Source organism: Kineothrix sp. IPX-CK, from assembly GCF_039134705.1.
Lineage (GTDB): Bacteria > Bacillota > Clostridia > Lachnospirales > Lachnospiraceae > Kineothrix > Kineothrix sedimenti.
Genome location: NZ_CP146256.1, coordinates 1,034,535 through 1,060,692 on the forward strand (window position 1 = coordinate 1,034,535; position 26,158 = coordinate 1,060,692).

General features: G+C 46.0%; 22 protein-coding genes. 17 read left to right on the forward strand and 5 right to left on the reverse strand.

Annotated elements, in window-relative coordinates; all coding sequences use genetic code 11:
• Positions 1–9: 9 nt before the first annotated feature.
• The 5 genes from V6984_RS04885 to V6984_RS04905 all read left to right on the forward strand — a co-directional run bounded on the left by V6984_RS04885 (position 10) and on the right by V6984_RS04905 (position 6,144).
• The gene (locus tag V6984_RS04885; RefSeq protein WP_342759940.1) at positions 10–801 is read left to right on the forward strand and encodes a carbohydrate ABC transporter permease; all 792 of its coding nucleotides are present in this window, start codon (positions 10–12) and stop codon (positions 799–801) included.
• Between the two features lie 38 nt (positions 802–839).
• Positions 840–2,678, forward strand: coding sequence for a hypothetical protein (locus V6984_RS04890; protein WP_342758677.1), 1,839 nt, complete (start codon positions 840–842; stop codon positions 2,676–2,678).
• Between the two features lie 23 nt (positions 2,679–2,701).
• Positions 2,702–2,866 (forward strand): hypothetical protein, encoded by a 165-nt coding sequence (locus V6984_RS04895; RefSeq protein ID WP_342758678.1) that lies wholly within the window; start codon positions 2,702–2,704, stop codon positions 2,864–2,866.
• 27 nt (positions 2,867–2,893) lie between these two features.
• Positions 2,894–4,903 carry a beta-galactosidase gene (locus tag V6984_RS04900; protein ID WP_342758679.1) on the forward strand — a complete coding sequence of 670 codons (2,010 nt, stop codon included), beginning with the start codon at positions 2,894–2,896 and terminating at the stop codon, positions 4,901–4,903.
• 95 nt (positions 4,904–4,998) lie between these two features.
• A complete protein-coding gene (locus tag V6984_RS04905; RefSeq protein WP_342758680.1) occupies positions 4,999–6,144 on the forward strand; it encodes a glycoside hydrolase family 53 protein in 1,146 nt (381 codons plus the stop codon).
• 109 nt (positions 6,145–6,253) lie between these two features.
• Here V6984_RS04905 and V6984_RS04910 read toward each other — a convergent pair whose 3' ends face one another.
• Entirely contained in the window at positions 6,254–7,618 is a 1,365-nt protein-coding gene (locus V6984_RS04910) for a cytochrome c biogenesis protein CcdA (protein WP_342758681.1), read from the reverse strand.
• A 78-nt stretch (positions 7,619–7,696) separates the two neighbouring features.
• Positions 7,697–8,143, reverse strand: coding sequence for an Rrf2 family transcriptional regulator (locus V6984_RS04915; RefSeq protein WP_342758682.1), 447 nt, complete (start codon positions 8,141–8,143; stop codon positions 7,697–7,699).
• A 333-nt stretch (positions 8,144–8,476) separates the two neighbouring features.
• Here V6984_RS04915 and V6984_RS04920 point away from each other — a divergent pair, with 333 nt between their 5' ends.
• The 7 genes from V6984_RS04920 to V6984_RS04950 all read left to right on the forward strand — a co-directional run bounded on the left by V6984_RS04920 (position 8,477) and on the right by V6984_RS04950 (position 16,055).
• Positions 8,477–9,658 (forward strand): acetyl-CoA C-acetyltransferase, encoded by a 1,182-nt coding sequence (locus V6984_RS04920; RefSeq protein ID WP_342758683.1) that lies wholly within the window; start codon positions 8,477–8,479, stop codon positions 9,656–9,658.
• A 191-nt stretch (positions 9,659–9,849) separates the two neighbouring features.
• Positions 9,850–10,626, forward strand: a complete 777-nt coding sequence (locus tag V6984_RS04925; RefSeq protein WP_342759941.1) for an enoyl-CoA hydratase-related protein — start codon at positions 9,850–9,852, stop codon at positions 10,624–10,626.
• Between the two features lie 99 nt (positions 10,627–10,725).
• On the forward strand, positions 10,726–11,565 hold the full coding sequence (locus V6984_RS04930; RefSeq protein ID WP_342758684.1) for a 3-hydroxyacyl-CoA dehydrogenase NAD-binding domain-containing protein: 840 nt from the start codon (positions 10,726–10,728) through the stop codon (positions 11,563–11,565).
• 112 nt (positions 11,566–11,677) lie between these two features.
• On the forward strand, positions 11,678–12,832 hold the full coding sequence (locus tag V6984_RS04935; protein ID WP_342758685.1) for an acyl-CoA dehydrogenase: 1,155 nt from the start codon (positions 11,678–11,680) through the stop codon (positions 12,830–12,832).
• A 48-nt stretch (positions 12,833–12,880) separates the two neighbouring features.
• Positions 12,881–13,663 (forward strand): electron transfer flavoprotein subunit beta/FixA family protein, encoded by a 783-nt coding sequence (locus V6984_RS04940; RefSeq protein WP_342758686.1) that lies wholly within the window; start codon positions 12,881–12,883, stop codon positions 13,661–13,663.
• Positions 13,664–13,693: 30 nt separating this feature from the next.
• A complete protein-coding gene (locus V6984_RS04945) occupies positions 13,694–14,740 on the forward strand; it encodes an electron transfer flavoprotein subunit alpha/FixB family protein (protein ID WP_342758687.1) in 1,047 nt (348 codons plus the stop codon).
• A 271-nt stretch (positions 14,741–15,011) separates the two neighbouring features.
• A complete protein-coding gene (locus V6984_RS04950) occupies positions 15,012–16,055 on the forward strand; it encodes an inorganic phosphate transporter (protein ID WP_342758688.1) in 1,044 nt (347 codons plus the stop codon).
• Positions 16,056–16,060: 5 nt separating this feature from the next.
• On the opposite strand, the gene V6984_RS04955 is transcribed toward V6984_RS04950, so the two are convergent.
• A complete protein-coding gene (locus V6984_RS04955) occupies positions 16,061–17,527 on the reverse strand; it encodes a methyl-accepting chemotaxis protein (protein WP_342758689.1) in 1,467 nt (488 codons plus the stop codon).
• Between the two features lie 308 nt (positions 17,528–17,835).
• On the opposite strand from V6984_RS04955, the gene ybaK reads away from it, so the two are divergent.
• The 3 genes from ybaK to V6984_RS04970 all read left to right on the forward strand — a co-directional run bounded on the left by ybaK (position 17,836) and on the right by V6984_RS04970 (position 20,141).
• Positions 17,836–18,288, forward strand: coding sequence for a Cys-tRNA(Pro) deacylase (ybaK, locus tag V6984_RS04960; protein WP_425324248.1), 453 nt, complete (start codon positions 17,836–17,838; stop codon positions 18,286–18,288).
• Between the two features lie 87 nt (positions 18,289–18,375).
• Complete coding sequence (mtnA, locus tag V6984_RS04965) at positions 18,376–19,470, forward strand: S-methyl-5-thioribose-1-phosphate isomerase (RefSeq protein WP_342758691.1); 1,095 nt, start codon at positions 18,376–18,378, stop codon at positions 19,468–19,470.
• The gene (locus V6984_RS04970) at positions 19,467–20,141 is read left to right on the forward strand and encodes a class II aldolase/adducin family protein (RefSeq protein WP_342758692.1); all 675 of its coding nucleotides are present in this window, start codon (positions 19,467–19,469) and stop codon (positions 20,139–20,141) included. The genes mtnA and V6984_RS04970 overlap by 4 nt, the downstream gene beginning before the upstream one ends.
• Before the next feature lie 47 nt (positions 20,142–20,188).
• Here V6984_RS04970 and buk read toward each other — a convergent pair whose 3' ends face one another.
• Together buk and ptb are read right to left on the reverse strand one after the other, a co-directional pair.
• Positions 20,189–21,256 (reverse strand): butyrate kinase, encoded by a 1,068-nt coding sequence (gene buk / locus V6984_RS04975; protein WP_342758693.1) that lies wholly within the window; start codon positions 21,254–21,256, stop codon positions 20,189–20,191.
• Positions 21,257–21,295: 39 nt separating this feature from the next.
• Positions 21,296–22,207 (reverse strand): phosphate butyryltransferase, encoded by a 912-nt coding sequence (gene ptb / locus V6984_RS04980; protein WP_342758694.1) that lies wholly within the window; start codon positions 22,205–22,207, stop codon positions 21,296–21,298.
• A 215-nt stretch (positions 22,208–22,422) separates the two neighbouring features.
• Between ptb and V6984_RS04985 the strand changes: the two genes are divergently transcribed.
• Together V6984_RS04985 and secA are read left to right on the forward strand one after the other, a co-directional pair.
• Complete coding sequence (locus V6984_RS04985) at positions 22,423–23,430, forward strand: glycoside hydrolase family 18 protein (protein WP_342758695.1); 1,008 nt, start codon at positions 22,423–22,425, stop codon at positions 23,428–23,430.
• A 135-nt stretch (positions 23,431–23,565) separates the two neighbouring features.
• Positions 23,566–26,130: a preprotein translocase subunit SecA gene (secA, locus tag V6984_RS04990; protein WP_342758696.1), complete on the forward strand. Its 2,565-nt coding sequence runs from the start codon at positions 23,566–23,568 to the stop codon at positions 26,128–26,130.
• Positions 26,131–26,158: the final 28 nt, after the last annotated feature.

The window sequence follows — 26,158 nt, forward strand, 5'->3', positions numbered from 1 at the left end:
AAAGCAAGAATGGCTTTTTCCTATATATTTCTGACAATAGTGTCATTACTGTCTATATTTCCGCTTTACTGGATGGTAGTGGCTTCCACCAACAAAAGTGTGGACGTAGTTAGAGGAACTTTGATTCCCAGTACTTATTTCATAGAGAATCTGAAAAATCTTTTCGCTGCTCAGAAGGTAGGAACAGCAATGTTCAATTCCTTCCAATATTCGATCATACTTACGGTTATTTCCCTCATTGTATGCTCTCTTGCCGGCTACGGCTTCGAAATATACCATGATAAAGGGAAGGATATGGTAATGGCTATTATCCTTTTAGCTATGATGGTTCCCTTTGCGGCGACCATGATTCCGCTGTTCCAGATGTTTTCGCAGGCGAAGCTTTTGAATACTGCCATAGGCTTTGTTCTGCCCACAATATCCACCCCTTTTTTGATCATGATGTTCAGGCAGAGTGCCAGATCATTTCCCCACGATATTATTGAGGCTGCGAGGATCGACGGTTTGAGTGAGATTTCCATATTCTTCCGGATGTTCATACCTACCATGCGCTCCACTTACGCAGCTGCGATGACGATTACGTTCATGAATGCCTGGAACAATTACCTGTGGCCTAAAGTGATCATGCAGGATAACGACAGCATTACGATGCCCATGTTAGTGGCGAACTTAAAAGAAGGCTACTTTACGGATTACGGAATGCTTATGCTGGGCGTACTGCTTTGCACGATTCCTACGGTAATCATTTTCTTCATGCTGCAAAAGAGCTTCGCGGAAGGAATCACCGGAGCGGTGAAGTAAGAAAAGCATAAAAATATGAGAGGAACAAGGTTATAGTAATGAGTGATTTTATTCTAAATATTATACATCGCCCGGAAATGGTGCCGGAATATGCGGAAAAGGTGACCGGCCATGGAAAGGAAGAGGATATCGGAAGGACATCGCTTTTGAAGGAATCTCTGGATATTTTCAGATTTCAGCAGGAAACTGCTCATAAATACGGACTGAGGACGACAATACATATGACATATGCGTCATTGTTTAATGAGGAAGCGGTGGAGATTGCCAAGGAGCACCATGAAAAATACGGAGATGAAATCGCACTTTCGTTATTAGGGCTTCCCTGCAATGAATTCCGCGAAAAATATAAGACAAAGGATTTCTGCATATGGATGTTTTCCATGGAAGATAAGAAGTCGATCATAAACGACGTTTTTGAAAAATTCAATAATGTATTTGGTTTTTATCCGGAATCTACCGGCTCCTATTACATGGATGCAGATCTGACGAACTATATCAAAGAGCAATATCCTATGGTAAAATGTGCGGTTGCAACCTGTTGGGAAGAAGGTCCGAAGGCGTACCATACCTGCAATAATTCGTGGTACACATTTATGGACGGCGGTCCGTGGAACCCATGGATTCCATCCAAGCAAAACACCCATGCTCCGGCGGCGAACAAGGAAGAGGACAGCGGTATCGTGGCGATTCCTCATTTGTCAAGAGACTTGATTGCCTGCTATGATGGAAATGGCTCCAATTTCGGAACCCATCCGCAGAATGTGCTCCGAGGCATGATCTACGATACCAAGACCTGGGAATATCCTTATCTGTTTAATTTGATCGACCAATACAGAAATCTGGAAAAATACAACAACGGCTATTCCTATAACATGATGTTCGTGGGTCCGGGCTGGCTGAATAAAATGGGAAGGTGGGAATCCTCCTACGAATTGTTGGTTAAGAGCTATGACGACGGAATGGCATATTACGGAAAGCTGAAGGAAGAAGGAAAATTGAAGGATATGACGATGGCGGAATTTGCGGATTATTACCGTCAGAAAAAGTCGTATACCGAGCCGGAATGTGCCCTTTGGAGAGATATCCTGTATGGCTCTGACAAGCAGTTATTCTGGTACTGCGATCCGGATATGAGGGCATGTGTCAATATGGATCAGGGCGGTGCGCTGGTGGATCTGCGTCCCTATACGGCTAAGCTGGAGTGGCCGGTAGGTATCGGCACGAAGCACGTAACAGACGCCTCCTATCCCTTCCTTATCCAGGAAAAATACCGAGCGGGCTATTTTACTCACTATGCCGGTGAAGGAACCATAAAGAGTGCGAAATTATCCTATCAGGGGGAAGAGGTAGATTTGTGCCTGTGCCGGACCAAAGCCCATTATTCTGAGGAGGGCAAGGTGAGGACTCTTACACTCGACCCGGTAGACATCGAATTCGATGACCTGACGGTAAAGCTGCAGACGGTCATATCCTTCGGGGAAGGCAGTTCGGAAATCAGATTCGAGAGAAAGATACTGAATATGAGCAAGCCCGGTGCGGAGATAGAACTGAACGAATATATGGTTGCCTGCTACGGAACTACGGAATATTCGGAGTCCATGGAGGGAATTACCCTAAGCTGCAGGAATGAAGAACGTATAGAGACGATTTCTTATGAATATAAGTGCAGGGAAATCGAGATGCCTGACGCGAATTTGGTGCGGGCGTCAGTGCCCCAGATCGAGACGGGAGTATCCATGCGCACGGACAGAAAAGAAGCGACGGGATATGTGAAAGAGGGATACGCATTTTCACCTATGTTCACGCTGGGATATACGGCGAAATTGAAAGAGAAAGAGGGACTTGTATCATGGCTCAGTCTGGAAAAGGTAAATTAAATTACAGATGTCCTTCCTGCTTTATGAGAGACTTGGATATGGATATGTTTTATGATAAGGATAAAAAGGAATATTACTGCATCAGATGCCAGTATGTAGGAACAGAAGAGGATGTACTTGAGAAAAATCAGATGGCCAGATTCCGCTACAAGGATATGATGAAGAGATTTACCAATTTTGAATTTTAATTTTATTTATAATGCGGAGGTCGTGCGGTGGAACTTAAGAATATGCTTCATGGAGGAGACTACAATCCTGAGCAGTGGCTGGATTGCCCGGAGATATTGAAAGAGGATATCGAATTGATGAAGAAAGCGCATGTCAATTGCGTGACCTTGGGAGTATTCTCCTGGGCTGTTTTGGAGCCGGAGGAGGGAAAGTTTAATTTCGGATGGCTGAAGGAGATTATTGACAGACTATATGCAAATGAAATATCTGTCATACTCGCTACTCCTACGGGTGCGATGCCTCACTGGATGACAGAGAAGTATCCGGAGGTTATGCAGGTGGGGGCGGACGGCAGAAGGAATCTTCCGGGAAAAAGGCATAATTTCTGTTATACCTCGGCGAAGATGCGGGAAAAGACAAGAAGGATCGATGAGAAGCTGGCGAAGGATTTCGGGAATCACCCTGCGGTCCTGCTTTGGCATATTTCCAATGAGCTGGGCGGCAATTTCGGAGACGGAAGCTGTCATTGTGACGAGTGTAACGCTGCCTTTCGTAAATGGCTGAAGGATAAGTATGGTTCCTTGGAAGAAGTGAATAAGGCGTGGTGGAGTACCTTCTGGAGCCACATTTATACGGACTGGGAGCAGATACACAGTCCGGTGCCAAACGGAGAAAATTTGCTGCACGGGCTGAATCTGGACTGGCGGCGTTTTGTGACCTGCCAGATGACAGACTTTTGCAGATGGGAAATCGATTCCATCAGGGAGTATTCCAAGCTGCCGGTTACTACGAATTTTATGTTTTTCTTCAAATCACTGGATTATTACGAACTGCATAAGTGTATGGATGTGGTGTCTTGGGATTCTTATCCGTTTTGGCATAAGAACAAGGACGAGGTACCGGTGGCGGTAAAGACCGCCGCTGTTCACAGCATGATGCGAAGCATGAAAAAGAAGCCTTTCTTACTTATGGAAAGTACGCCCTCCTGCATTAACTGGCGGGCTTTCAATCCGGTCAAGAGGCCGCGGATGCATATGCTTTCCAGTATGCAGGCAGTGGCTCACGGTTCCGATTCGGTACAGTATTTCCAGTGGAGAAAAGGAAGAGGCTCTTTTGAAAAATTCCATGGTGCCGTCCTGGACCATAGAAATAAGGATAACACGAGAACCTTCCGGGACGTAACGGAGGTGGGAAGACGGCTGGAAGAGGTAAGCGAAAAGGTTCTGGCGACCTGCAACAGACCGAAGGCGGCAATCGTCTTCGATTGGGAGAACTGGTGGGCAGTAGAAGATGCCACCGGTCCGAGGCTGAATATCGATTATGCAAAGACCTTTCTGACGCATTTCCGTGCCTTTTGGGAAGCCGGCATAGATGTGGATGTAATTAATATGGATTATGATCTGGCGGATTATGAGCTGATTGCGGCACCGCTTAACTATTTATATAAGGAAGGGTATGCCGGGCGGGTGGAGGAATTCGTAAGAAACGGCGGAAGCTATGTGACCACCTATTGGAGCGGTATCGTGAATGAGACGGATCTTTGTTTCACGGGAGAGCATCCGTTAAGAGAGGTGCTGGGAATCCGTCAGGAAGAAATCGACGCGCCGGGAGAGGAATTCGTGAATTGCATTGTTTATCACAATCACAATTACTCTACGGGAGGTCTGTGTGAGATAGTTTGCGCAGAAGGCGCTCACGTGCTCTCTGTCTATGAAAAAGAATATTATAAGGGCTGTCCTGCGGTAACCAGGAATGACTTCGGACAAGGTACGGCCTACTATTTGGCCGCGGAGATTTCACAGGACTTTTTGAATCTTTTTTATAGGGAACGCGGGGAGGAAAAGGGAATTGGCAATCCGTTATCGGAGAGCCTTCCTTATGGAGTGACGGTATCTGTCAGAAAGGGAGAACGGGATTTGGTGTTCCTTCAGAATTATAACGATGACAAGGTATTGGCGGCAATCACCGGTCGGTGGAAGGATGCGGATACGGGAGAAGATGTGGAAGAGAAGATAGAGCTTGCAGCCTTTGAATGCCGGATCCTGATGAAGGCTTAGTATAACATACACGAAGCATTAAGGTATCTAGTGCAGGTTACACTAGTCTATTGTATCGATGACAACAGGATAACGACGAAAGGGATTGAGCTGTAATGAGAGAATTTATACATGGCGTGGATATTTCTTCGATGGATGAAGTAGTTCGTCTTGGAGGGAGATTTTATAATAAGGGCACGGAGCAGACGTTGGTCAATGTCCTTGAATCTTATGGGGTAAATTATATACGTCTTAGGCTTTGGGTCGATCCTTATTCAGAGGACGGAATTTCTTACGGAGGCGGAGGAAACGACTTCCCTGCGACGATAAGAATGATAAAAGAGATCAAGGCATCAGGGCTTAAATATTTGCTGGATTTCCACTACAGCGATTTCTGGGCGGATCCGGGAAAGCAGATAAAACCCAAGGCATGGAAAGATTATGACGAGGAGCAGCTGGAAAAAGCGGTATACGAGCATACGCAGAGCACATTGAAGCGGCTGAAGGAAGACGGACTTTTTCCTGATATGGTTCAGATCGGAAATGAAATTACAAACGGGCTTCTCTGGCCTGACGGAAAAAAGCCTGCCTATGATAAAATCACACGTTTTGTAAATGCCGGAATCCGTGGAGTGAGGGCGGTAGACAGCGATGTGCAGATCATGCTGCATCTGGACCATGGTGACGATCACGAGATGTGCCGCGATTGGTTCGATCATTTCAGGGAACGGGGAGAGGAGTTCCAGATTATCGGATTGTCTTATTATCCCGTATGGAACGGAGCGATGAAAGGGCTTATCGATAATATGAATTTGCTTGCCAGGAGGTACGGAAAGCCCATGATTGTTGCGGAGGTTTCCCAGCCCTTTACGATGGAGGATTATGCTTCCTATGAAGGGCTTGCCCCGGAGAAAAGAAAAGGCGCGGCAGCAAAGCCGGCGCTTGAGAAGAATTTGGAATACCCTGCAACAAAGGAAGGACAGACCCTTTTCATGGAGAAATTCATGGAAGAGGTAGCGGCAGTGGAGGATGGTCTGGGAATCGGCTATTTCTACTGGGAACCGGCATGGCTTCCTGTAAAGGGCAGCGGATGGGCGACGAAAGAATCTCTTGCTTATATGCAGGATTCCGGACCGTGCGGCAACGAATGGGCGAATCAGGGGTTATTCGACTATGAGGGGAATGCTCTTCCGGCTTTGGAGGTTGTGTCGAGGGTTGCCTTAAGAAAATCCAAGCCTCTCGCTGACGGAACAGAAACCTAATCCGCCAAGGAGAGGCTCAGGAAGGCCGTAAAATTGGCTCGGACACCAAATGCCTGATGAAAAGGCATTGTGACCGAGCCGAATATATTTGTGGAGATGATTTCTGTTCCTATTGTGTTCTCACACCGTCTACTGTCTGCTCGATAATGCTGACCATAATATCCTTAGTTAGCTGGCCGGAGACGTAGCCGAATACATTTCCGTCCTTGTCTATCATAAAGGTTGTAGGATAGGCGTTTATTCCATATGCAAATGCCATCTCGCCGCCGGTATCCATGGCTACCGGATACTCATAGCCGTTTTCTTCAAGAAAAGCGGTAATTTCTTCCACAGAACCTTCTTGGCCTACATCCGGGGAAGCGATGCCGAGTATAATAACGTCGCCCGTATTCTCGCCGTAATCTTCATACAGCTCTTGAATTTCAGGCATTTCCGCGCGGCAGGGAGGACACCAGGTCGCCCAGAAGTTAAGAAAGACCGTTTTGCCCTTGTAATCTGAGAGGGTGTGTACATTGCCATACTGATCCGTGAGTGTAAAATCGGGAGCAGGAAACGTATCCGTTTCCTTTTCCGCAGCAGTTTCATCGGTGTCGTCTTTATCTACGTCATCGGCATCGTTTGTGACGGCAGTGTCATTGCCTTCTCCGTCGTTCTCCGAATTGCTGCCTATGCTTGCGGCATCGCTGTCTTCGCCGCTCCCGTCGTTTTGGTCGGAAGCGTTTATGCTGCTTTCTGTGGAGGTACCGGTAATGCCGGATAAATAGCTGCTGAAGTTATTCATCCAGCCGGTAAACATCATGACACCGATAAGGATCATGAGAATACCGCCGATTTTCGTCGTATACTTCACCACTTGCTTATGTTTCTTGAAGAGATCCAATAAAGAGCCGGTGAAAATACCTACACCCATAAACGGCAGGACAAATCCCAGCGTATACACTCCGATTAAGAGAAATCCCGTGGCTGTGGATGCCGACGATGCAGCCATGATCAGCACGCTGGCGAGAGCGGGGCCTACGCAAGGCGTCCATGCGAAGCTGAAGGTAAAGCCCATAAGGAGGGCGGTCAAAGGATTCATGGCCAGGCTGTCCGGTTGAAAATGAAAGCGCCGTTCTTTTCCCATCAGAGGATTGCCGAAAAAGCCGAGCTGGGAAAGTCCGAAGAGGACGACGATAATGCCGCCGATTCGGGTAAACCATGTCTGGTAATTGTGAAAAAAACGTCCGATAGTAGTGAACCCCAACCCTAACAGGAAGAAGGAAAAGCTGATTCCTATTACGAAGAATAGGGTATTGAGCATTACTTTACTCTGTTTATAACGGATATTGCCGTCTTCATCCGTTGTCTTAGCACCGCCGGACAAATAGCCGATATAAAGCGGTATGAGCGGCAGAACACAAGGAGAGAAGAAGCTGATTAATCCCTGGATAAATACAGTAGCTGCGGGGATGCTTGTTTCAATTGATAAATTCATGTATTACCTCCGTTTGCTGTAATAGTGTTACTGTTCACTCCGTTCTCAGTAACGTAATAGTTACACTGCAGTTTCTTTTTATTGTTTCGGAGCACAAGGCTTATCTATAGAAAGTGCACCGAAGATTTCGTCGTCTATATTGTTTATTGTTATGCCTTTTAAGCGCTCCTTGCAGAGAGCATCCAAATCCTCATAGATGTTATCCAGCACTTGTCCCATGCCGGAAGCAATCAGGCAATCCATATCGACATTTCCGCTTTTCCACGGAGAGGAGATAAATTTGAAGTCCAGAGCTTCACTGATTTGATAAAGAGAGATATTCTCCGGCTTTGCCTCCAGATGATAGCCGCCGTCCAGCCCTTCCTTTGTGGAAACGAGTCCGGCGTTCTTAAGTTTTACCATAATTTTGCGTATTCTTGCCGGATTGGTGCACACATTCCTGGCAAGCTCTGTACTGGACAGGGTACAGGCCTTTCGGTTCAGAAAGACGAGCGCATGTACTGCTATACCGAATTCACTGTTCATGACTTGGCCTCCTTACTATAATATGATGTCGGGGTCCCAAAGTCATGTTTTTTCATGCAAACATGAAACACATGACCTTTTGACCCTGGTCTCATAATATATACTGTAATTATAATTGTTTCAGTTTATAAGTCAAGTGATTTTTTAGTTACTGTTCACTTCGTTTCCAGTAACATTTTTTATTTATCTTGGAAGCGATTGGCGTTATTATCATTGCAAAATGAAAAACCCTATGATATAATAATGACGCTGGTAATGATAAAAAATTAACAATCATTGCAATCAACACTCATTCTGCTTTGGCAGACACAATATTGTATGGAGGAAGAAACAATGGGAAAAAAGGTAGTTTTAGCAGGTGCTTGCCGTACGGCTATAGGAACTCTGGGCGGAAGTCTCAGCACGACACCGGCAGCAGAGCTTGGTGCAATTGTAATTAAAGAAGCTTTAAACAGAGCAGGAGTTGCTCCGGAAGCAGTTGATCAGGTATATATGGGATGTGTTATTCAGGCAGGTCTTGGACAGAATGTGGCTCGTCAGGCAACTATTAAAGCAGGATTGCCGGTAGAGGTTCCCGCGGTAACCATTAACGTAGTATGCGGTTCGGGACTTAACTGCGTCAATATGGCGGCACAGATGATTATGGCAGGAGATGCGGATATCGTTGTTGCAGGCGGTATGGAAAATATGTCTTTGGCTCCCTACGCACTTCCTCAGGCACGTTTCGGATATAGAATGAACAATGGAACCTTAGTGGATACTATGGTAAATGACGCTCTTTGGGATGCGTTCAACAGCTACCATATGATTCAGACTGCAGACAATATCTGCGCAGAATGGGGACTCACGAGAGAAGAATTGGATGATTTTGCAGTAAAGAGCCAGCAGAAGGCGGAAGCGGCTCAGAAGGCAGGCGCATTTGACAAAGAAATCGTACCTGTTATGGTAAAGAAGAAAAAAGAGCTGGTTGAATTCAAAGTGGATGAAGGCCCTCGTGCAGGTTCTACGATAGATGCTCTCGCAAAGCTTCGTACTATCAATAAGGATGGATATGTAACGGCAGGAAACGCTTCCGGAATCAATGACGGTGCAGCAGCAGTTGTTGTTATGAGCGAAGAAAAAGCGAAAGAATTAGGCGTTAAGCCTATGGCAACCTTCGTGGCAGGAGCTCTTGCGGGCGTAAGGCCTGAGGTTATGGGAATCGGCCCCGTTGCCGCAACTCAGAAAATCATGGCAAAAACCGGCCTGAAGATAGAAGATTTCGATATTATCGAAGCAAACGAGGCTTTTGCCGCACAGTCCGTAGCGGTAGGAAGAGACTTAGGAATAGATGTGGATAAGCAGCTCAATCCTAACGGAGGAGCTATTGCATTAGGACACCCGGTAGGAGCTTCCGGCTGCCGTATCCTGGTTACTCTGCTTCATGAAATGGAAGCGAAAAATGCCAAAACCGGTCTTGCTACACTTTGCATCGGCGGTGGAATGGGTTGTGCTACTGTTGTAACAAGAGAGTAAGATTAATAGTTAAAAATAAGATAAGCAGACTAATCGAGATGTTAAAGGCGCTCTCAGGTCTGCTTATCGGACTGTATTCGGATGAAAAATTAGGTGATTTGCGGATCAGGCAGGCGGGAAAGCCAAATGTCCGGCAGCAGATAACCTACTTAATAAAAAACTTAATAATAAGAAGAAAAGGAGTAATGAAGATGGAATTTATCGTATATGAACAGAAAGGTGCGGTTGGTATTATTACTATCAGCCGTGAAAAGGCTTTGAACGCATTAAACAGCACCGTTCTTGATGAACTGGACAAAACCTTGGATGCTGTTAACCTGGATGTAGTCAGATGCCTTATTTTAACAGGTGCAGGACAGAAGTCCTTCGTAGCCGGCGCGGATATCGGTGAGATGAGTTCTCTTACAAAGGCGGAAGGCGAAGAATTCGGCAAAAAAGGAAACGATGTATTCCGCAAGCTGGAGACCTTCCCTATTCCCGTCATTGCGGCGATTAACGGATTTGCATTGGGCGGAGGCTGTGAGATTTCCATGAGCTGTGATATTAGAATCTGTTCAGACAACGCAGTATTCGGACAGCCGGAAGTAGGACTGGGAATCACACCGGGCTTCGGCGGAACACAGCGGCTCGCTCGTTTGGTAGGTGCTGGCATGGCGAAGCAGATGATTTACACAGCAAGAAATATCAAAGCGGATGAAGCGCTTCGGATCGGTCTTGTAAATGCTGTTTACACGCAGGAAGAGTTGATGCCGGCGGCAGAAAAAATGGCAGCAGGTATCGCGAAGAATGCCCCGATAGCTGTTCGTAACTGCAAAAAAGCAATTAACGACGGCTTGGATGTGGATATGGATAAAGCAATTGTCATCGAGGAGAAGTTATTCGGCGACTGCTTCGAATCCTTCGATCAGAAGGAAGGAATGGCAGCTTTCCTGGAAAAGAGAAAGGTAGAGCAATTCCTTAACAAGTAAAATATTTCGCAGCAACTTAATCAGGTATTGATGGACTTCCGCACAGAGTAAGGCGGCAGATCACATAAATCATATAAATACAAATCAGGAGGAACTAAGATGAAAGTAGGTATTATTGGTGCTGGAACAATGGGCGCAGGTATTGCACAGGCTTTTGCCCAGACAGAAGGATATGAAGTATTTCTTTGCGACATCAACGAAGAATTCGCTGCAAACGGCAAGAACAGAATCGCAAAAGGTTTTGCGAAACGCGTTGAAAAAGGTAAAATGGAGCAGGCTGCCGCAGATTCTATTCTCGCTAAGATCACAACGGGCGTTAAAACGATTTGTACGGATTGTGACTTGGTAGTGGAAGCAGCATTAGAGGTTATGGATATTAAGAAACAGACCTTCAAAGAGCTTCAGGATATTTGCAAAAAGGATTGTATTTTTGCTACCAATACGTCCTCTCTTTCTATCACGGAAATCGGCGCAGGACTGGACAGACCGGTTATCGGAATGCACTTCTTCAATCCGGCTCCCGTTATGAAGCTCGTAGAGGTAATCGCAGGCCTTAATACGCCTGACGAAGTAGTTGATAAAATCAAAGCAATTTCAGAGGAAATCGGAAAAACTCCGGTACAGGTAAACGAGGCAGCCGGATTTGTTGTAAACAGAATCCTCATTCCGATGATCAACGAAGCGATCGGTATCTATGCGGAAGGCGTTGCCAGCGTAGAAGGTATTGACAACGCAATGAAGTTAGGAGCAAACCACCCTATGGGTCCCCTGGCTCTCGGAGATTTGGTTGGTCTTGACATTGTGCTCGCCATCATGGAAGTTCTTCAGAACGAGACCGGCGATTCCAAATACCGTCCGCACCCGCTTCTCAAGAAGATGGTTCGCGGCGGACAGCTCGGTATGAAGACCGGAAAAGGCTTCTACGATTATTCTAAATAAATAGCAAGTGTTATGAAATCGCATTGTGAGGTCACATTGTGAAATCGCGTTGTGATTAGTCATATCAAAATAAAAATTTTTATGATTAAAACTTTATGGAGGAAATAAAAACATGGATTTTATGTTAAGTAAACAACATGAAATGGCAAGAGCTCTTTTCAAAGAATTCGCTGAAACAGAAGTTAAGCCATTAGCACAAGAAGTAGATGAGACAGAGACGTTTCCCAGAGAAACCGTTGCAAAAATGGCAAAAGCAGGCTTTCTCGGTATTCCGATACCTAAGGAGTACGGCGGTCAGGGCTGCGATATTTTGACATATGCTATGTGTGTAGAAGAACTTTCCAAGGTTTGCGGAACTACAGGCGTTATTGTTTCCGCACACACCTCTCTTTGCTGTGACCCTATCCTGGCATACGGCACGGAAGACCAGAAGAAGAAATATCTTCCGGCTCTTGCAAAAGGTGAGAAATTAGGCGCTTTCGGTCTGACCGAGCCCGGCGCTGGTACCGATGCGCAGGGACAGCAGACAAAAGCTGTTCTCGACGGCGACGAGTGGGTACTTAACGGCTCCAAGATCTTCATTACCAACGGTAAAGAGGCCGATGTTTATATTATCATTGCAGTAACGGGCGTTTCCACCGATGCAAAGGGCAGAAGCAAGAAAATTATTTCTGCTTTCATCGTGGAGAAAGGAACTCCCGGCTTCTCCTTCGGTACGAAGGAAAAGAAAATGGGTATCCGTGGTTCATCTACTTATGAATTGATTTTCACGGATTGCAGAATCCCTAAAGAAAACCTGTTAGGCGCAGAAGGAAAGGGCTTCGGTATCGCGATGCATACGCTTGACGGCGGACGTATCGGTATTGCTGCTCAGGCACTTGGTCTCGCAGAAGGTGCTTTGGAAAGAACGATCGACTATGTAAAGGAAAGAAAGCAGTTCGGCAGAGCGATTGCCGCTTTCCAGAATACACAATTCCAGCTTGCCGACATGGCTACGAAGACGGAAGCTGCTCAGCTGCTCGTTTATAAGGCTGCTAAAGCAAAAGAAACTCAGAAAAATTATTCCGTAGAAGCTGCAAAAGCGAAATTGTACGCAGCGGAAGTTGCTATGGAAGTTACGACCAAGGCCGTACAGCTTCACGGCGGTTATGGTTACACGAGAGAATATGACGTAGAGCGCATGATGCGCGATGCTAAGATTACCGAGATCTACGAAGGAACTTCTGAGGTTCAGAGAATGGTAATTTCCGGCGCAATACTGAAATAGTGAATTAAGCAAATGAAAATGAATGAAAACATAAGGAGTGGAAATACAATGAAAATTGTTGTTTGTATTAAACAGGTACCCGATACAAAGGGCGGCGTTAAATTCAATCCCGATGGAACGCTGGACAGAGGTGCTATGCTTACCATCATGAATCCCGATGATAAGGCAGGACTTGAAGCAGCTCTTAGAATAAAAGATCAGTACGGCGCGGAAGTGACCGCAATTACCATGGGTCTTCCTAAGGCGGAAGAAGTGCTTCGCGAAGCGATCGCTATGGGCGCGGATAAAGGAGTTCTCGTAACGGACAGAGTTCTCGGCGGTGCGGACACATGGGCGACTTCCCAGACACTTGCCGGAGCGATTCGCAATTTGGAATATGATTTGATTATCACCGGCCGTCAGGCTATCGACGGCGATACCGCACAAGTAGGACCGCAGATTTCCGAGCACCTGGGAATTCCGGTAATCTCTTATGCGCAGGATATTAAGATAGAGGGCGACAGCGTAGTGGTAGAGCGCCAATATGATGACAGATATCACGTATTAAAGGCTAAAATGCCTTGCCTGATTACAGCGCTCGCGGAGCTGAACGAGCCTCGTTACATGACTCCGGGCGGAATCTTTGATGCTTATGATGCAGAGATTACCGTATGGGGAAGAAGTAACTTGGTGGATGTAGAGGATTCCAACCTTGGACTCAAGGGTTCACCTACACAGATCGCCAGAGCATCTGACAGAGTGAGAAAGGGTGTGGGAGCAAAGGTTGCTCTTGATCCTACGGAATCTGTAGACTACATCATGGAAAGATTAAAAGAGAAACACATCATTTAATAAATCAAAGGAAAAGCGTGGTGAATAAGAATGAATATAGCAGAATATAAAGGAGTATTTGTCTTTGCACAGCAGGTAGATAACGAGCTTAGCGGTATCGCTTTGGAATTGGTGGGTAAGGGCAAAGAGCTTGCAAAAGATTTAGGAACTGAAGTTACGGCTGTTTTGGTAGGAAGCGGTGTGAAAGCGCTTGCGGACGAGCTCGCGGCTTACGGCGCGGATAAGGTTATTCTTGTGGATGATCCCGAACTGAAGGAATACAGAACAGAGCCTTACACACATGCGCTGGCTTCTGTTATCGAGAAATATAAACCGGAAATTTTCTTAGTTGGTGCTACCGCAATCGGACGCGATCTCGGTCCCCGTGTATCCGCAAGAGTGCATACCGGACTTACGGCAGACTGTACGAGACTTGAAGTCGGCGATTTCCCGATCAACCCTATCCCGGGAAGAGAGCAGCTTCACAACCAGCTTCTCATGACACGTCCTGCATTCGGCGGCAATACTATCGCTACGATCGCATGTCCGCAGTTCCGTCCCCAGATGGCGACGGTTCGCCCCGGTGTTATGCAGAAGGCTCGTAAGGATGAAAACGCGAAAGCTGTTGTTGAAGAGTTCAATCCCGGATTTACACCTAACGATAAATATGTTGAAATCCTCGATATAGTAAAATCTGTTGCTGAGACGGAAGATATCATGGATGCGAAAATCCTTGTTTCCGGCGGCCGCGGCGTTTGCAGCGGTGAGAACTTCAAGATATTGGAAGATCTCGCAGATGTACTGGGCGCTACAGTAAGCTGTTCCCGTGCCGCTGTTGATTCCGGATGGAAGCCGAAGGATCTTCAGGTAGGTCAGACCGGTAAGACCGTTCGCCCTAATCTGTACTTCGCAATCGGTATTTCCGGAGCGATCCAGCATTTAGCAGGTATGGAAGAATCCGATGTTATCATCGCTATTAACAAGGATGAGACAGCTCCTATCTTCGACGTGGCTGATTACGGTATTGTGGGAGACTTGAACAAAATTGTTCCTGCACTTACGGAGAGATTGAGAGCAGATCTTGCAGCTAATAAATAAATGCGGTAAAAGATTATAAAATAGTAATTAACAGTGATGAAATAATAATGAGAACCGATGCGGTGTCATATGATGTATGCCGCATCGGTTTTTTGCGGTACCATCGATTGATGACATAATCCTTTTATTTTTTTATTATATTAATAGTGGGTTAGGACCTTACGATGTGGAATAGACAACAATGAATCTGTTGTGAAGAAACATTAGAGAAGGAGGCATTATGAAGGATTTAATGCAAAATTATCTTTGAGAAAGTATAAAAGGTAGGGAAATGACCATATTATTTCACGATTTTTTGGAACAATTCTTGCAAAATCCAATATTACGAATAACAACGCTATTAATAACAGGTGTTATATTAGTAAATGGATGGACAGACGCCCCCAATGCTATCGTTACTTGCGTTTCAACAAAGTCGATGGACTTGAAAAGTGCCATACGAATGGCAGCAGTATTTAACTTTGCGGGAATGCTTTTTATGACTATGTTCAATTCCAAAGTGGCCTTTACTATTTATCATATTGCGAACTTTGGGGCAGATACGAAGCTGGCGTTAGCAGCTCTTTGTGCGGCTATGACTGCTATTGTGCTATGGGCGTCGGCGGCGTGGTGCTTCGGCATACCTACCAGCGAAAGCCATGCGCTGATTGCAGGGATATCGGGGGCGGCCATCGCTTTACATAACGGTGTAACGGGTATCAGCGGAGCGGAATGGGTGAAGGTGCTGTATGGCTTGCTGCTATCTGTAATATGCGGTTTAGGCATGGGATATGTTTGCGGTAAAGCGGTAAGTCTGTGGGCGGCTGGACGGTGGAAAGAGAAAACCTTCGTTAAGGCCCAGACGGCCGGTGCGGCGGCGATGGCATTTATGCACGGTGCGCAGGATGGGCAGAAGTTCATGGCAGTTTTCATGCTGGGAATTTGTCTTGCAGGCAAAAACGCAGGAGGCACAGACTTTGAGATACCTTTTTGGATGATGATCCTATGCAGCGGGATAATGGCAGCAGGAACTGCAATAGGCGGGAAGCGGATTATAAGAACGGTAGGAAACGATATGGTGAAATTAGAAAAGCCGCAGGGCTTCGCGTCAGATACCGCGGGAGCGATATGCTTATTTTTTGCAAGTTTATCCGGCATACCCGTTTCTACCACTCACATAAAAACCACATCGATGATGGGAGTGGGTGCGGCGCAGGATATATCCAGCGTGAACAAAGAAGTCGTGGAACGGATGATCGTTACGTGGATTCTCACATTTCCCGGATGTGGGGCAATCGGATATCTGACGGCAAAGCTGTTCATAGCGGTAGTATGAATCAATTAAGAAAAGATTTTTACATTCTTCTTCATTAAATCATCAACGGTCTTGTCGATGGTATCGAGCAAAGCGACAACCTTCTTCGAGTCATCCTCCGCATGCAAAAGAAGCTGTTTCGCTTCTTGTTCTTCGCCGTTTCGGATGAGCCTTATAATCTTTTCGCCCGCATCGTGTAAGTCTTTGTGGATAGGAGCGATTTTCCCCCAATCTTCCAAAATGGCAGGATGATCCACCTTTATTGTATGATAAAAATGTCCGAATTCACATTTCCTGGAATTGGTCTGTAATGGAACTGCTTTCATGTTTTCCGTCATGTCCGCAAGCTTTGCCATCCAATTCTCATGAGCCTTCTTCGCTTTAGTAATGGCACTGTGGAAATCTTCGTTGGTAATCGCGTGTCTTCCGCTGCGCAGACCTTCATATAATCTGGCGGAGACAAGCGAGAGCTTGTCGTCGATTGCGGAAATGTTTTTCGAGAAGGAAACGCTTTCATCCGCATCGTTATGAATACTCTGTGTCATCATTGCGAGCATCTCTGCATTTTTGCTGGAGGTCTCCATGGCTTTGTTGATATTTGCAGCAGAGTATTTTATGCCCTGCATGGACTTATTGATATCCGATACGCTTAGAACAACACCGTTCAGCATATCGATATTGTTGCTGACCGTCTGGGAGACCAAATCAATTTTATCATCCATCTCAGTTGTGGAGAAGAGGGTGCGCTCGATGCTTAGCTTTCCGTCCTTGGCAGCACTGTGAATTTCGGCTACAAATTTCTGCATGCCGCTTAAATTCTGCTTGGTATCGTCTGCCAGCGTGCGCACTTCGTCCGCAACGACAGCGAAGCCTTTACCATGTTCCCCCGCTCTGGCGGCTTCAATGGCGGCATTTAATGCGAGCAAGTTGGTCTGATTGGCAATACTCTGGACACTCACTACGATTTTTTCCACTTCGTCTGCAAGAGTTACCAGCTGAGTAATCTTTTCGTTCATGTCATTGGTATCTTGAATTACATTTTCCTTTAACGTGCTTACTTCGTGGAGTATCTGAGTGCTTTCGTTATTTTTAGCGGCCAGGGAAGAGGATTCTTCCGAAAGGCGTTCTAATGTATGGGCAGTATCGTCGATGGTATTGTTTACTTCGTTCATCGCAGAAGTAGTTTCCTCCACAATGGCAAGATTGGATTCGCTTAAATCAGCCAGTTCTTTGGCAAAGTGGAGAAGTTCATCTGACATAAATGTCATTTCTACATCGAAGGAACTGATGGAGGTAGCAATTTCCAATACCTGCTTAGCAGCATCGGACATGCGGCGCTCATTTTGCAGCAGCTTGTCAAAATGGTTTATAATAGTGCTGTGCAGAGGATAGGTACTTTGCGGGCAAGGCGCCGTATCTATGCCATTCATGGTATTTTCTACATATTCAGAAACACGAAGCATTTCTGAGCAAGACCCTTTTCTTTTGAACATAATGATGTGATACCTCCGATTTTATTCTTTAGAATATTTGTCATAAGTATATCAATTCACCAAGATATGGTCAATAATTTGTTGAGGGTTTACAAATTAGAGAAAGAATGTTACTGTTCATACAGCAGCTTAACACTTGCTGTTAAGCTGCGCAAGAACGTGATATAAGAGATGGTTTCTGCTTCGCGAAGAGAATTTAAATGCAGAAAGCATGAGTTGCTGTGAACGGAGTGAACAGTAACAAAGGTAGCAGACTTTAAGAAGAGGGTGAAATTGTGGCAAAAAATAAAGATATTAAGACGAATGCGATGCGCATTCTGGAGAAAAATAAGATAGAATACACACATTATACGTATGAATGCGAGGAATTCATCGATGGACTGCAAATAGCAGATATGCTGGGACTTTCTTATGAGAAGGTTTATAAAACGTTAGTGACGTTGGGCTCCGGTAAAAACTATTTTGTATTTGTCATCCCTATTGCAAAGGAGCTGGATCTGAAAAAGGCAGCTAAAGCGGTAGGTGAAAAGTCGGTGCAGATGATTCATGTAAAGGATATAGTCGATGTGACCGGTTATATCAGAGGAGGCTGCACGGCAATCGGAATGAAGAAGCAATATGTAACGAAGGTAGATATATCTGCGGAGAGATTAGAGAAGGTGATTGTCAGCGGCGGAAGGTTGGGTTCCCAAATGGAGCTCGCGCCGGCGGATCTGTTAAAGGCGGCTCATGCGCAGTATGCAGATATTACCATCGATTGACAAGGTCTTACACGCCCGTGTGTAACCTTGTCAATCGATGGTACAGTATGAGCATATAACAGAGAAAAAAAGAGAGAGACTAGACGGATGACTGATAAGAAGAATATTATGGAATATGAAACAGTTGCTTTGGAAGACAACGAGGCTTCCGTGGTAATTATCGATCAGACACTGCTTCCCGGACGGACGCAGCTGATCCATTTAAAGACGGCAGAAGAAATATGGGATGCGATTTATTTATTGAAGGTTCGCGGAGCACCTGCAATTGGTGTGGCAGCCGCTTTCGGTATTTACATACTGGCCAAAGGAATTGATACGGAGGACTACGACGTTTTTTATAAGGATTTTATGAAACAGAAGGAATATCTGAATTCTTCCAGACCTACTGCTGTTAATTTGTCCTGGGCACTTAACCGCATGGAGCAGGTGTGCAGGGCGAATGAGAAATTGCCGGTAGCGCAGATAAAGGTTAAGCTGCGGGACGAAGCGATAGCCATTAAGGAAGAAGATATACGGGTATGTAAGAAATTAGGAGAATACGGACTTAGCCTTGTAAAGCCGGGAGACGGCATACTGACTCACTGCAACGCCGGACAATTGGCGACGAGCAAATACGGTACCGCAACCGCGCCCATTTATCTCGGGCAGGAAAGGGGCTATGATTTTCATGTATTTGCTGACGAAACCAGACCACTTCTGCAGGGGGCGAGACTGACCGCTTATGAGCTTCAAGCCTCGGGTGTTGATGTGACTCTTATCTGCGACAACATGTCGGCAGCCGTTATGCGAAACGGATGGATAGACGCCGTTTTTGTAGGTTGTGACAGGGTGGCCGCGAATGGGGATGTTGCAAATAAAATAGGAACCTCCGTTGTGGCGGCTGTTGCGAAGCGCTACAATGTTCCTTTTTATGTCTGTGCACCGACCTCGACTATCGACAGAAATACGAAGACGGGAGATGACATTCGTATCGAACAGCGCCCGGCGGAGGAAGTAACAGAAATGTGGTATAAGGAGAGGCTGGCCCCGGAAGGGGTAAAAGTATTCAATCCCGCCTTCGATGTGACCGACCATGAGCTGATTACCGCCATCGTTACCGAATACGGCATTGCAAGAGCTCCCTTTACACAATCTTTGCAGGAGATTTTTGAAAAAAAGATAACAGAAGGACAAGAGATATGATATATATGACGGAAAAGCAGGCTAAAAAGGCGATTATTGAAATCGGACAGCGGATGTATGTACGTGATTTCGTGGCGGCTAACGACGGTAACATCTCCATAAAAACGGGAGACAACGAAGTATGGGCGACGCCTACGGGAGTTTCCAAGGGATTCATGAAGAAAAAGATGCTTGTGAAGGTAGATCTTGACGGAAATGTTCTTGAGGGAACGAACAAGCCCTCTTCCGAATTGAAAATGCACCTTCGCGCTTATAAGGAGAACCCTGATATTCTTTCAGTCTGCCATGCGCATCCTCCTATTTGTACATGCTTTGCCATCGCGGGAATTCCGCTGGATGCACCGGTATTGGCAGAGGCGATAATTACATTGGGAGACGTGCCGATAGCACCTTATGCCGAACTGGGCACCAACGAGGTGCCGGAGGCGATAGCCCCTTACTGCAATACACACAACGGAGTACTTCTGGCGAACCATGGAGCCGTAACGTGGGCGGAAGACGCGTTTTCCGCATACTATCGTTTGGAGTCCATGGAATACTATGCGAAAATTCTTTTGATTACCGACAAGATTCTGGGAAAACAAAATAAACTGGATGAACAACAAGTCGACAGACTTCTTTTCATGCGGGAAAAATTCGGAATAAAACGGGGCGGCAGACCTGTTACATAAAAATAACAGCAGTTCGGGTAAGGACACTGCTGTTATCAATCACATAATTAATATTCCATCACCTTTTCTTCTCCGTTCATTACGCGCAGAGCGCCTTGAGCGAGAGCCAGAAGCTCGTCTTCTCCGGGATAGATAGTAACGGGAGCGATGAAGCCTGCCCTTTCGGTCAGATCATCGGTTACTCCTTTGTTATATGCGATGCCGCCGGTCATAATGATCTGGTCCACTTTACCTTTCAGGACACAGGCCATAGAGCCGATGTCCTTGGCAACCTGGAGGATGAACGCATCGCGGATCAAAGCCGCTTCTTTATCACCTTTCTGTACGATGGCCTCTACATTCCGCATATCGTTAGTGCCAAGATAGGCGTTGAAGCCGCCGCCGCCGACCAGTTTCTTATATACTTCCTTTTCCGTATATTTCCCTGAGAAACACATTTTAATGAGAGCACCGGGAGGGACCGCACCAGCTCTTTCCGGTGAAAAAGCGCCGTCTCCGTCGAGGGCATTGAAAATGTCTATTACCTTTCCTTTTTCATGTGCACCTACGGAAACTCCCCCGCCCATATGTACCACGATAAGGTTCAAGGAATCGTAGGACGTTCCTGTTTCTTTAGCATAACGCTTTGCTACCGCTTTCTGGTTCAGCGCATGGAATACGCTGGTGCGAGGAAGCTCAGGAACACCGGAATATCTTGCGATAGGCATGAGTTCGTCTACCACTACGGGGTCTACGATATATGAGGGAAGGCCCAGAGAATCGCCGATTTCCTTTGCGAGGATACCGCCCAGATTGGAAGCGTGCTCACCTTGTTTGCCGATCATAAGATCGTGTAACAGCTCTTCAGTTACCGCATACGTACCGCTGGGAATCGGCTTTAACATACCGCCCCGCCCTACGATGACTTTTAATGACTTCATATCGAAGTTTTTCTTTTCCATTAAGTCGAGAATTATTTTTTTTCTAAAGTCTTTCTGGTCTACGATAGATGAATACTGCGCGATTTCTTCCGTAGTGTGTCTTAACGTTTCCTCGAAAAGCAGCGTTTCGTCTTCAAACACGCCGATTTTCGTGGAGGTAGAGCCGGGATTGATAATTAAACTCTTTATTGACATAACCAAGTCTCCTTATTTTATAATCGATCAATTTAAGTATTATTTTAAGAATTCCGCAACAACGGCGCCGAGAGCCAGAGAGTTGACCTTTACCTCCATGGAATCGGAACGTGAGGTTAGGATGACCGGCGCTTTCGTACCTGTTAATATATTGCCGTTCTTAAGGTTTGCAGTATGAACCATCGCCTTATATACGAGATTGCCTGCATGGATGTCGGGGAAAAGAAGAATATCGGCATCGCCTTGAATCTGCCTGTCAGTGGCGCCCTTATGCTTTGCAGCCTCCGCATCGATAGCCAGGTCCAGAGAAAGAGGGCCATCAACGATACAGCCGGTAATTTTTCCATCCTTGTTCATCTGAGTCAGTTCCGCGGCCTCCACAGTAACCGGCATTTTGGGATTTACCACTTCAACTGCAGCCAGGGGAGCCACTTTAGGGCACTCTATGCCACACGCCTTGGTAATTTCCAACGTGTTGTTGATGATACTTACCTTGTCCTCCAGGGTAGGATAAGGAATGAAAGCCACGTCCGTCAAAAACAGCAGGTGATCGATGCCTTCCACGTCGAATACACATACATGCGATAAGGCTTTGCCGGTACGAAGGCCGACCTCTTTATCCAGCACGCTTTTTAAGAAATTCTTCGTGTCGATCAAACCCTTCATATACATGTCGGCCTTGCCGTCATGGACCAGCTTTACCGCGGTCAGGGAAGCTTCGATATCATCTTCCACATGCACCAGCTCGAAATCATCGATATTAATTCCCGACGCTTTCGCAACATCCTTAATTTTAGCTTCATTGCCTACTAAGATAGCGTCTGCGATTTTTCTGTCTTTCGCAGCTCTTACCGCCTCTAATACAGCGGAGTCCTGCGCAACTGCCACAGAAACCTTCTTCATAGGAATTTCAGTTACTCTGGAGATTAACTCATCAAAAGTTTTGCTCATTTGTTCACACCTCATATTTTAATTTATCTAAGACATATCTAATCGTTAAAATAATAACACTTCTTATGTTTAAGGTCAAGGCACGTAAACGGGAAGAAATACAAAAAGTGCCAAGATAATACATTGACTTTTGAATATAGATATATATAAATAAGGAGATATAGAGAGTTTCACGGCAACCCATATAAACATTTGGAAATCGTAGGAGAGAAAAGATGAAAACTAAAAAATTAATTGGATACTGCTTTACAAAGAGTTTGGGAGATATGACGGCTGAGGACATCGGAGCGCTGGATGGAGTGAATATAGCCTTTGGCTTAATTAAGAACGGTGAGGTTTACTGGAAGGAAAAGCATGGAAAGAGAGATATCGCAAGGCTAAAAGCGATAAATCCGAAGCTTAAGGTCGTACTGTCCGTAGGCGGCTGGGCAGCGGATGGATTTTCTCAGGCCGCGGAAACGAAGGAAGGGCGGGCAAAATTTGCCGAATCTGCGGCACGTCTTACGGAGGAATACGGCTTCGACGGAATCGATATCGACTGGGAATATCCTTGTTCCGATAAAGCAGGGATCCGTGCGATTCCCGAGGATAAGGAGAACTTCACCCTGTTGCTGAAAGCACTGAGGAGCAGACTGGACGCTTTTACAGAATATAAACTGCTTTCCATTGCCGCAGGGGCGCTGGGCTTCTATGTGGAACATACACAGATGAAGGAAGCAGCGGATATTTTGGATTACGTGCAGCTTATGACCTATGACTTGTACGGTGAGTGGGACAGCGTGACAGGGCACCATGCGGGCTTGTATTCCGGTGCAGGAGAAGGAGCAAGCAGCGACGCAGCAGTCCGCCTTTTTGTATCCGCCGGTGTACCTTATGAAAAGCTGGTAATGGGAGCTGCTTTCTACAGCCGCGAGTGGAAGGGGGTCCGAAATTCGAAGCCTGGAAGTCCGGCTGAGAAAGGCGGGCAGACCCACTCCTACGACACCATAGTGAAATATTTGGAAACCGGAGAGAAGAACTATACGAAGATGTGGGATGAGGAAGCGAAAGCCGCCTATTTGTACAATGGTGAGCAGTTCGTTTCCTACGAAGACGAACGCGCTCTGCGATACAAAGCCGAATACGTGAAGGATAAAAATATGTACGGAATGATGTACTGGGAATATGGACTGGATAAAACCTGCAGTCTGACGGGGATTTTACGCGAACAACTGGATAAGTAATAAAAAGTTTATAAACTATTAACAGATACAATAGTTGAATATGAGTTTTAAATCTGTTACAATAAACAGTGGATTTTTTTGAATTAAATATTAAGGTACCCTGTTTTGAGTGCCGGATGGTATGGGAGTTTGACTATGAATATTGTTAATAAGGTTTTTGGAACTCACAGTGAGAGGGAATTAAAGAGAATAGAAAGTATTGCAGATAAGATCGAGGAATTAAGACCCTCTATGAGAGAGTTGTCTGATGAGCAACTGAGAGAAAAGACAAAAGAGTACAAAAAGCGTTTACAAGACGGAGAGACGTTAGACGACCTTCTGCCGGAAGCTTTTGCCACTGTCAGAGAAGCAGCGAAGAGAGTACTTAATATGGAGCATTACCGCGTACAGCTTATCGGTGGTATGATCCTGTATCAGGGCCGCATTGCCGAGATGAAGACCGGTGAAGGTAAGACCTTGGTCTCCACATTGCCGGCTTATTTAGAGGCTTTGGCGGGAAAAGGCGTACATGTGGTAACCGTCAATGACTATCTGGCGAAGCGCGATGCTGAGTGGATGGGACAGGTACACGAATTTTTAGGACTTAAGGTCGGCGTCGTTTTGAACGATATGAAGCCTGAGGAGCGCAGGGAAGCTTATAACTGCGATATTACGTATGTGACGAATAATGAACTCGGCTTCGATTACTTAAGAGATAACATGGTTATATATAAAGAACAGCTCGTACTTCGTGATCTGCACTACGCAATTATCGACGAGGTGGACTCCGTTCTCGTCGATGAAGCGAGAACGCCTCTCATTATTTCCGGTCAGAGCGGCAAGTCTACCAAGTTGTACGAGGCATGCGATATTCTCGCAAGACAGCTCACCCGCGGTGAGGATATGGCAGACCTTACGAAGATGGACGCCATTATGGGTGTGGAGAGAGAAGAGACGGGAGATTTCATCGTCAATGAGAAGGACAAGATCGTTAACCTGACGGCAGAAGGTGTTGCCAAGGTGGAACGATTCTTTCAGATAGAAAATCTTGCTGATCCGGACAATCTGGAAATCCAGCATAACATTAACCTTGCTCTCAGAGCGCATAACCTTATGTTCAGAGATCAGGACTATGTGGTAAAGGACGATCAAGTCTTGATTGTAGATGAATTTACAGGACGTATTATGGCAGGAAGACGTTATTCGGACGGTCTGCATCAGGCTATTGAGGCGAAGGAGCATGTAAAGGTCAAGAGAGAAAGTAAGACCCTTGCTACCATAACCTTCCAGAATTTCTTCAATAAGTTCGAGAAAAAAGCTGGTATGACAGGTACTGCATTGACGGAGGAAAAGGAATTTCGCGACATTTACGGAATGGATGTTATTGAGATTCCGACGAATAGGCCGATAATCAGGCAGGATTTGCAGGACGCCGTATATAAGACGAGAAAAGAGAAGCTTCACGCTATCGTAGAAGCGGTGGCAGCAGCTCATGAGAAGGGACAGCCGGTATTGGTCGGCACAATTACTATCGAAGCATCGGAAGAGTTAAGCAAGATGCTGACCAAACGCGGAATTACCCATAAAGTGCTGAATGCCAAGTTCCACGAGCTGGAAGCGGAGATCGTTGCGGATGCCGGTGTGCACGGAGCGGTTACCATTGCTACCAACATGGCAGGACGTGGTACGGATATTAAACTGGACGATGAAGCGCGGGCAGCAGGCGGTCTTAAGATCGTAGGTACGGAGCGCCATGAATCGAGACGTATCGATAATCAGCTTCGCGGCCGTTCCGGCCGTCAGGGAGATCCGGGTGAATCCAAGTTCTACATTTCACTGGATGATGAATTGATGAGGTTATTCGGCTCTGAAAGACTGATTAGCATGTTCAATGCTCTCGGAATTCCAGAGAATCAGGAAATTGAGCATAAGTCTTTGACAAAAGCGATAGAATCCGCACAGAAGAAGATAGAGAACAATAACTTTGGTATCAGAAAGAACCTGTTGGAATACGATCAGGTTATGAACGAACAGAGAGAAATCATATACGAAGAGAGACGTCAGGTATTAAGCGGACAGAGCATGCGCGACGCCATTTTCAAGATGATTACCGATATTGCGGAAGATGCAGTGGATACCAGTATCAGCGACGACGCAGATATCGGCGATTGGAATTTTGCAGAGTTAAACGCCTTGCTTCTGCCTACGATACCCCTTCGTCCGGTCAATACGGGAAGGGTATTAAAGCCGAAGAAGAACAGCCTAAAGCAGCAGCTTAAGGAAGAAGCGGTAAAATTATATGAAAGCAAAGAAACAGAATTCCCCAATCCCGAAGCGATGCGTGAAATCGAGCGCGTGATTTTACTGAAAGTAATCGATAGAAAATGGATGGATCATATCGACGACATGGAACAGCTTCGCCAGGGAGTAGGTTTGCAGGCATACGCACAGAGAGATCCTCTTGTGGAATACAAGCTCAACGGGTACGAGATGTTCGACGAGATGACACAGAATATTAAGGAAGAAACAGTCCGCCTGCTGTTCCATGTAAGAATCGAGCAGAAGGTAGAGAGAGAACAGGTTGCGAAAGTAACGGGAACGAATAAGGACGATACCTTGCAGAAAGGCCCCGTAAAACGCGAGACGGCTAAGGTATATCCCAACGATCCCTGCCCTTGCGGAAGCGGCAAGAAGTATAAGCAGTGCTGCGGGCGCAAGTAAATCGCCGTTTGATTAAAACGGCAGAAAT

Excerpts from the sequence above, each read along its gene's own strand:
- V6984_RS04905 (WP_342758680.1), top strand. The coding sequence starts at position 4,999 with ATGAGAGAATTTATACATGGCGTGGATATTTCTTCGATGGATGAAGTA.
- V6984_RS04895 (WP_342758678.1), top strand. The coding sequence starts at position 2,702 with ATGAGAGACTTGGATATGGATATGTTTTATGATAAGGATAAAAAGGAA.
- buk (WP_342758693.1), bottom strand. The coding sequence starts at position 21,256 with ATGTCAATAAAGAGTTTAATTATCAATCCCGGCTCTACCTCCACGAAA.
- V6984_RS04915 (WP_342758682.1), bottom strand. The coding sequence starts at position 8,143 with ATGAACAGTGAATTCGGTATAGCAGTACATGCGCTCGTCTTTCTGAAC.
- V6984_RS04930 (WP_342758684.1), top strand. The coding sequence starts at position 10,726 with ATGAAAGTAGGTATTATTGGTGCTGGAACAATGGGCGCAGGTATTGCA.
- mtnA (WP_342758691.1), top strand. The coding sequence starts at position 18,376 with ATGACTGATAAGAAGAATATTATGGAATATGAAACAGTTGCTTTGGAA.
- V6984_RS04945 (WP_342758687.1), top strand. The coding sequence starts at position 13,694 with ATGAATATAGCAGAATATAAAGGAGTATTTGTCTTTGCACAGCAGGTA.
- V6984_RS04940 (WP_342758686.1), top strand. The coding sequence starts at position 12,881 with ATGAAAATTGTTGTTTGTATTAAACAGGTACCCGATACAAAGGGCGGC.
- ptb (WP_342758694.1), bottom strand. The coding sequence starts at position 22,207 with ATGAGCAAAACTTTTGATGAGTTAATCTCCAGAGTAACTGAAATTCCT.
- V6984_RS04950 (WP_342758688.1), top strand. The coding sequence starts at position 15,012 with ATGACCATATTATTTCACGATTTTTTGGAACAATTCTTGCAAAATCCA.
- secA (WP_342758696.1), top strand. The coding sequence starts at position 23,566 with ATGAATATTGTTAATAAGGTTTTTGGAACTCACAGTGAGAGGGAATTA.
- V6984_RS04910 (WP_342758681.1), bottom strand. The coding sequence starts at position 7,618 with ATGAATTTATCAATTGAAACAAGCATCCCCGCAGCTACTGTATTTATC.
- V6984_RS04920 (WP_342758683.1), top strand. The coding sequence starts at position 8,477 with ATGGGAAAAAAGGTAGTTTTAGCAGGTGCTTGCCGTACGGCTATAGGA.
- V6984_RS04890 (WP_342758677.1), top strand. The coding sequence starts at position 840 with ATGAGTGATTTTATTCTAAATATTATACATCGCCCGGAAATGGTGCCG.
- V6984_RS04985 (WP_342758695.1), top strand. The coding sequence starts at position 22,423 with ATGAAAACTAAAAAATTAATTGGATACTGCTTTACAAAGAGTTTGGGA.
- V6984_RS04925 (WP_342759941.1), top strand. The coding sequence starts at position 9,850 with ATGGAATTTATCGTATATGAACAGAAAGGTGCGGTTGGTATTATTACT.
- V6984_RS04955 (WP_342758689.1), bottom strand. The coding sequence starts at position 17,527 with ATGTTCAAAAGAAAAGGGTCTTGCTCAGAAATGCTTCGTGTTTCTGAA.
- ybaK (WP_425324248.1), top strand. The coding sequence starts at position 17,836 with ATGCGCATTCTGGAGAAAAATAAGATAGAATACACACATTATACGTAT.
- V6984_RS04970 (WP_342758692.1), top strand. The coding sequence starts at position 19,467 with ATGATATATATGACGGAAAAGCAGGCTAAAAAGGCGATTATTGAAATC.
- V6984_RS04935 (WP_342758685.1), top strand. The coding sequence starts at position 11,678 with ATGGATTTTATGTTAAGTAAACAACATGAAATGGCAAGAGCTCTTTTC.
- V6984_RS04885 (WP_342759940.1), top strand. The coding sequence starts at position 10 with ATGGCTTTTTCCTATATATTTCTGACAATAGTGTCATTACTGTCTATA.